4 protein-coding genes are annotated in these 7,408 nt (G+C 65.4%); 3 read left to right on the top strand and 1 reads right to left on the bottom strand.

Translation table 11 applies throughout. The annotated features are described in order from the left end of the window. Nucleotides 1-101: 101 nt before the first annotated feature. Entirely contained in the window at nt 102-869 is a 768-nt protein-coding gene (locus tag F6X61_RS20055; RefSeq protein WP_153788105.1) for an FCD domain-containing protein, read from the bottom strand. Nucleotides 870-1,129: 260 nt separating this feature from the next. On the opposite strand from F6X61_RS20055, the gene F6X61_RS20050 reads away from it, so the two are divergent. The 3 genes from F6X61_RS20050 (at nt 1,130) to F6X61_RS20040 (ending at nt 6,889) form a co-directional block, all read left to right on the top strand. Continuing rightward, nucleotides 1,130-2,800, top strand: coding sequence for a lactate permease LctP family transporter (locus tag F6X61_RS20050; protein ID WP_153788104.1), 1,671 nt, complete (start codon nt 1,130-1,132; stop codon nt 2,798-2,800). 63 nt (nt 2,801-2,863) lie between these two features. Continuing rightward, nucleotides 2,864-4,009, top strand: coding sequence for an FMN-dependent L-lactate dehydrogenase LldD (gene lldD, locus F6X61_RS20045; protein WP_153788103.1), 1,146 nt, complete (start codon nt 2,864-2,866; stop codon nt 4,007-4,009). Between the two features lie 69 nt (nt 4,010-4,078). Beyond that, nucleotides 4,079-6,889, top strand: a complete 2,811-nt coding sequence (locus F6X61_RS20040; protein WP_153788102.1) for an FAD-binding and (Fe-S)-binding domain-containing protein — start codon at nt 4,079-4,081, stop codon at nt 6,887-6,889. Nucleotides 6,890-7,408 lie beyond the last annotated feature (519 nt).

Below are 7,408 nucleotides of genomic sequence, written 5' to 3'. Positions count from 1 at the left end.
TACGCACTGATTTTGCCTCCAATTGGGCGCCATCATAGCGCCCGATGAAGGTGTCCAAAATCATTAGGCCAGTTCAAGCCCGCTCCCACGGTGCGCAAACATCAGCGCCCGCTGCGCCGCTCCGCCCGGGCCACCCGCTGGGCTTCTTCCTGCGCCTCTTCCAGCACCTCCTGCACATACAGAATGTGCCGGCTGGACACTTCCCGAGCATCCTCCGCACGCCCTTCCACAATCGCCTCGTACAGCTCACGGTGCTGCCCGATCAACATGTCGCGCGTCTCGCTGCGCTGCCGGTACATACCGCCAATGTTGGTCACCACGTTGCGTTTGAGCAGGTCGAACAACCCACGAATGGTATGCAGCAGCACGGCATTGTGGCTGGCCTCGGCGATGGCCAGGTGGAAGTTTGCATCGGCTGCGCCCTCCTCCGCCCGGCTGACCTCGTCAACCCGGTTGTAGCAATCCTGCAAGGCATCGAAGGCCACCTTCAACCGCTCGCGGTCCGGCCCGGTGGCACGCTGCGCCGCGTAATAGGCACATGACGCCTCCAGGGTGTGGCGAAACTCCAGCAAGTCATGCTGCGCCTGCGGGCTACCCTCGAGCAGTTTCAGCAAAGGGTCACTGAAGGTCGAACCCAACGACTCGGCGACAAAGTTGCCACCACCCTGGCGGCTGACCAGCAGCCCCTTGGCCACCAGTTTCTGGATCGCCTCACGCAACGACGGGCGGGACACCCCGAACTGTTCGGCCAGCGCGCGCTCGGCCGGCAGCCGCTGCCCCGAAGTCAGCGTGCCTTCCAGAATCATCCCTTCCAACCGATCGACGATGTCGTCGGACAGGCGCCGTTGGCGGACCTGATCAAAAACCATCTACATGCTCTCCACAAACCCCGGCGTGCGGATCCCGGGGGCGCCTATTCTGCGCCTATCCGGCCTATGCCGACACCCATCAGCCGGCGATTTTAGCCACCCATCAGGCGCCCGCTCATCGGCGTCCGACCAAAGTTTTGCACGGGACAAATTGACACACCCGCAATGGCGCTTTTAACCTAGCGACCAGCCATTGTAAATTGGTCTTACCAATTATCCAATGCCAGTGCCTTACCAACAAAAATTAGGGGCCACCCCATATGCAAACCTGGCAACAACTCTATAGCCCGCTTGGTAGTCTTGGTCTGTCCGCACTGGCGGCGGTCATCCCTATCGTATTCTTCTTCCTTGCCCTCGCCGTGTTCCGCCTCAAAGGCCACGTCGCCGGCAGCATCACCCTCGCACTGTCGATCCTGGTGGCGATCTTCGCCTTCCAGATGCCTGTCGACATGGCCTTCGCCGCCGCGGGCTATGGCTTCCTCTACGGCCTCTGGCCGATTGCCTGGATCATCGTTGCCGCGGTGTTCCTCTACAAACTTACGGTCAAGAGCGGCCAGTTCGAAGTGATCCGCAGCTCGGTGCTGTCGATCACCGACGACCAGCGCCTGCAAGTGCTGCTGATCGGCTTCTGCTTCGGCGCCTTCCTCGAAGGCGCCGCCGGTTTCGGCGCCCCCGTGGCCATCACCGCCGCGCTGCTGGTGGGCCTGGGCTTCAACCCGCTGTACGCCGCCGGCCTGTGCCTGATCGCCAACACCGCCCCGGTGGCCTTCGGCGCCCTCGGCATCCCGATCATCGTCGCAGGGCAAGTGACCGGCATCGACGCCTTCCACATCGGCGCCATGACCGGCCGCCAGCTGCCGCTGCTGTCGCTGTTCGTGCCGTTCTGGCTGGTGTTCATGATGGACGGCCTGCGCGGCGTGAAGGAAACCTGGCCTGCCGCCCTGGTTGCCGGCCTGAGCTTCGCCGTCACCCAGTACTTCACCTCCAACTTCATCGGCCCAGAGCTGCCCGACATCACCTCGGCCCTGGCCAGCCTGATCGCCCTGACCCTGTTCCTCAAAGTCTGGCAGCCCAAGCGCTCGTTCAGCGAAGCCAAGGGCAGCGTCGGCGCCGCCGTGGTGCAGTCGGGTGGCAGCCAGCCAACCCCCTACAGCTTCGGCGAAATCTTCAAGGCCTGGTCGCCGTTCCTGATCCTCACCGTGCTGGTGACCATCTGGACCCTCAAGCCGTTCAAGGCAGCGTTCGCCCCGGGCGGCGCGATGTACAACTTCGTGTTCAACTTCGCCATCCCGCACCTTGACCAACTGGTGATCAAGACCGCGCCGATCGTTGCCGCGCCCACCGCCATGCCTGCGGTGTTCAAGCTCGACCCGATCTCCGCCACCGGCACCGCGATCTTCCTCTCCGCGCTGATCTCCATGGCCGTGCTCAAGATCAACTTCAAAACTGGTCTGACCACTTTCAAAGAAACCTTCTGGGAGCTGCGCTGGCCGATCCTGTCCATCGGCATGGTGCTGGCCTTCGCCTTCGTCACCAACTACTCGGGCATGTCTTCGACCATGGCCCTGGTACTGGCCGGCACCGGCGCCGCGTTCCCGTTCTTCTCGCCGTTCCTCGGCTGGCTGGGCGTGTTCCTGACCGGCTCCGACACCTCGTCCAACGCCCTGTTCAGCTCGCTGCAGGCCACCACCGCGCACCAGATCGGCGTCAACGACACCCTGCTGGTAGCCGCCAACACCAGCGGCGGCGTGACCGGCAAGATGATCTCGCCGCAATCGATCGCCGTGGCCTGCGCCGCCACCGGCCTGGTAGGCAAGGAATCCGACCTGTTCCGCTTCACCGTCAAGCACAGCCTGTTCTTCGCCACCATCGTCGGCCTGATCACCCTGGTCCAGGCTTACTGGCTGACCGGCATGCTGGTTCATCACTAAAGTGAAAGGGGCCGGGCGCGCCACTGCGCCCGGCATCTCCTTCAACCCACGCTGCGAGAATCCATGATCATTTCCGCCTCCACCGACTATCGCGCCGCGGCCCAACGCAAGCTGCCCCCCTTCCTGTTCCACTACGCCGACGGCGGCGCCTACGCCGAACACACCCTGCGCCACAACGTGTCGGACCTGGCCAGCATCGCCCTGCGCCAGCGCGTGCTCAACAACATGTCCGAGCTGAGCCTCGAGACCCAGCTTTTCAACGAAACCCTGAGCATGCCCGTGGCCCTGGCCCCGGTCGGCCTCACCGGCATGTACGCCCGCCGCGGCGAAGTTCAGGCCGCCCGCGCCGCCGCCGCCCACGGCATCCCCTTCACCATGTCCACCGTGTCGGTGTGCCCGATCGAAGAAGTGGCCCCGGCCATCAACCGGCCCATGTGGTTCCAGCTGTATGTGCTCAAGGACCGCGGCTTCATGCGCAACGCCCTGGAGCGCGCCAAGGCCGCCGGCGTGAAAACCCTGGTGTTCACCGTCGACATGCCCGTGCCCGGCGCCCGCTACCGCGACGCCCACTCCGGCATGAGCGGCGCCAACGGCCCGCTGCGCCGTGTGCTGCAAGCCATGACCCACCCGCAATGGGCCTGGGACGTCGGCGTGATGGGCCGCCCCCACGACCTGGGCAACATCTCCGCCTACCGTGGCAACCCCACGGGCCTGGCCGACTACATCGGCTGGCTGGGCAACAACTTCGACCCGTCCATCTCCTGGAAAGACCTGGAGTGGATCCGCGAATTCTGGGACGGCCCGATGATCATCAAGGGCATCCTCGACGCCGATGACGCCCGCGACGCGGTGAAGTTCGGCGCCGACGGCATCGTCGTCTCCAACCACGGCGGCCGCCAGCTCGACGGCGTGCTGTCCAGCGCCCGCGCCCTGCCGGCCATTGCCGACGCGGTGAAGGGCGATATCAAGATCCTCGCCGACTCCGGCATCCGCAGCGGCCTCGACGTGGTGCGCATGATCGCCCTGGGCGCCGACACCGTGCTGATCGGCCGCGCCTTCCTCTATGCCCTGGCCACCCACGGCGAGGCCGGGGTGAAGAACCTGCTGGAGCTGTTCGAGAAGGAAATGCGCGTGGCCATGGTGCTGACCGGCGCCAAGTCCATCAGCGAGATCACCCGCGACTCGCTGGTCCGCGAACTGGGCGCCTGAGCGCCCGCTACCGCCTGAATACCCGGGGCACGCCGCGCGCCAGACGCCGCGGCCCCGCGAGGAGACTGCATGAGCCTGCCCGCCGCGTTCCTGCGTGATGCCGAGCGCCTGATCCCCGCCGAACGCCGCTTCGACGACCCCACCTCGACCCTGGCCTTCGGCACCGACGCCAGCTTCTACCGGCTGATCCCCAAGCTGGTGGTGCGCGTGGAGTCCGAAGACGAAGTGGTCGGCCTGCTCCAGCTGGCCCAGCGCGAGCGCGTGCCAGTCACCTTCCGCGCCGCCGGCACCAGCCTGTCTGGCCAGGCCATCAGCGACTCGGTGCTGATCGTGCTTGGCGACAACTGGAACGGCCGGGAGATTCGCAGCCAGGGCGAGCAGATCCGCCTGCAACCCGGCGTGATCGGCGCCCAGGCTAACGCCTGGCTGGCCCCTTACGGGCGCAAGATCGGCCCCGACCCGGCCTCGATCAACGCCTGCAAGATCGGCGGCATCGTCGCCAACAACGCCAGCGGCATGTGCTGCGGCACTGCGCAGAACACCTACCACACCCTGGCCGGCCTGCGCCTGGTGCTGGCCGACGGCACCCGCCTGGACAGCGAAGACCCGGCCAGCGTCGCTGCCTTCGAAAACAGCCACGCCGACTTGCTGCAAGCGCTCGCCCGCCTCGGCCGCGAAACCCGCGCCAACACCGAACTGGCCGACCGCATCCGGCACAAGTACCGGCTCAAGAACACGACCGGTCTGTCACTCAACGCACTGGTGGACTACGACCAGCCCCTCGATATCCTCCAGCACCTGCTGGTCGGCTCCGAAGGCACCCTAGGCTTCATCAGCGCCGTCACCTACGACACCGTGCCCGACCACCCGCACAAGGCCAGCGCCCTGCTGGTGTTCCCCACTGTGGAGAGCTGCTGCCGCGCCGTGACCGTGCTCAAGCGCCAGCCGGTGTCCGCCGTGGAGCTGCTCGACCGCCGCAGCCTGCGTTCAGTGCAGGAGATGCCGGGCATGCCGGCGTGGGTCAAGGACCTCTCGGCCAACGCCTGCGCCCTGCTGATCGAGTGCCGCGCCGCCAGCCAGAGCCTGCTGCACGAGCAGCTGCAACAGGTGATGGCGTCGATTGCCGACTACCCGCTGGAGCAGAAGGTCGAGTTCAGCGAAGACCCGGCGGTGTACAACCAGCTGTGGAAAATCCGCAAGGACACCTTCCCCGCCGTCGGCGCCGTGCGCCAGACCGGCACCACCGTGATCATCGAAGACGTCACCTTCCCCATCGAGCAACTGGCCGAAGGCGTCAACCGCCTGATCCAGCTGTTCGACAAGCACCGCTACGACGAGGCGATCATTTTCGGCCACGCCCTGGAAGGCAACCTGCACTTCGTCTTCACCCAGGGCTTCAACAGCGCCGAGGAAGTGGCGCGCTACCAGGCCTTTATGGACGACGTGGCACAACTGGTGGCGGTGGAGTTCGGCGGCTCGCTCAAGGCCGAGCACGGCACCGGGCGCAACATGGCGCCCTTCGTCGAGCTGGAGTGGGGCAAGGACGCCTACCAGCTGATGTGGCAACTCAAGCGCCTGCTCGACCCCAACGGCATCCTCAACCCCGACGTGGTGCTGAGCGAAGACCCGGACATCCACCTGAAAAACCTCAAGCCGCTGCCCGCCGCCGACGAGATCGTCGACAAGTGCATCGAGTGCGGCTTCTGTGAACCGGTATGCCCGTCCAAAGGCCTCACCCTCAGCCCGCGCCAGCGCATCGTCATGTGGCGCGATATCCAGGCCAAGAAGCGCGCCGGCGTCGACACCCGCGAGCTGCTGCAGACCTACCAGTACCAGGGCATCGACACCTGCGCCGCCACCGGCCTGTGCGCCCAGCGCTGCCCGGTGGGCATCAACACCGGCGAGCTGGTTAAGAAGCTGCGCGGCCAGGCTGCCGAGCACGCCAAGGCCGCCGACTGGCTGGCCGAGCACTTCCATGCCACCCTGCGCGGCGCCCGCCTGACCCTGGCCGCCGCCAACGGCGCCCGCAAGCTGCTGGGCGCGCCACGCATGGCCCGCCTCAGCGCCAGCCTGAGCAAAGCCAGTAAAGGCCGCCTGCCGCAGTGGACCCCGGCCATGCCGCAGCCCCTGCGCGCCATCGCGCTGAACGCGCCGAGCAACGACGCCCGCCCCCGCGTGGTCTACCTGGCCGCCTGCGTCTCCCGCGTGATGGGCCCCGCTTACGCCGACCGCGAGCAAAGTTCGTTGCTGGACAAGACCCGCGCCCTGCTGGAAAAGGCCGGTTACCAGGTAGTGTTCCCCGACAACGCCGACAGCCTGTGCTGCGGCCAGCCGTTCGCCTCCAAGGGCTACCCGGAGCAGGCCGAGCACAAGCGCCAGGAGTTGATTACCGCCCTGCTGCAAGCCAGCCGTGGCGGCCTTGATCCGATCTATTGCGACACCAGCCCCTGCACCCTGCGCCTGGTGCAGGACCTTGGCGAAACACGGCTGGACCTTTATGACCCGGTGCGGTTTATCCGTACCCATCTGGTCAACAAGCTGGAGTTCACCCCCCAGGATGAACCGGTGGCCGTGCATGTGACCTGCAGCACCCAGCATCTGGGCGAGAGCCAGGCGCTGATCGATTTGGCGCGGCGTTGCAGCAAGAATGTGGTGATTCCTGAAGGTATCCATTGCTGTGGGTTTGCTGGCGACAAGGGGTTCACCACGCCCGAGCTCAATGCCCACTCGCTGCGTACGCTCAAGGATGCGGTGCAGTATTGCAGTGAAGGGATTTCTACCAGCCGTACCTGTGAGATTGGGCTGTCGAGCCATAGCGGGATCGACTATCACGGGTTGGTGTATCTGGTGGATCGGGTTACGCGAGCACGCAGCATTTAAATACCCATCGCGGGGCAAGCCCGCTCCCACGCCTGCCTAGGCGAGCACCTGCGAGCGTGGGAACGTGGGAACGTGGGAACGTGGGAGCGGGCTTGCCCCGCGATGAGGCCGTCAAACCCGTAAGACATTTCCGAACCTGCAACCAAATGCTTCAGCCCAAAAGGCTTGGGAACTATCCTACGCACCTGCCGGAAGTTGCTGCGTTGTCGGGGAAATCCCTCAGGGCTAACTTGACCCAGTCGCCACATTTGGTGACCGGGTGTGAGAACCCGACGCGAAAAGTCTACGGCATCTCTGTTATGGCAGCCGTGCCCGGGCAGACTTCGGTCTGGCCGAGGTTCACTTCCGCGTCGGTTTCTCACCCCGTGTACGGCTGCCACCCCTCGTCCCGTGAGAAAGGCATGGACGGCAGCTTCCATGAACTACGCGGAAGTGTTGAAGATGAAAAAGATCGTCCCCGACCCACCCCGTTTCTTCCCTTACCTGTCCATCTCCCCCGACCTCACCCCCGAAGCCGCC

The organism is Pseudomonas sp. EMN2 (genome assembly GCF_009650555.1).
GTDB classification, from domain to species: domain Bacteria; phylum Pseudomonadota; class Gammaproteobacteria; order Pseudomonadales; family Pseudomonadaceae; genus Aquipseudomonas; species Aquipseudomonas sichuanensis.
The sequence above is the reverse complement of the archived record's forward strand: the minus strand, read 5'-3'. Positions and strand labels throughout refer to the sequence as shown.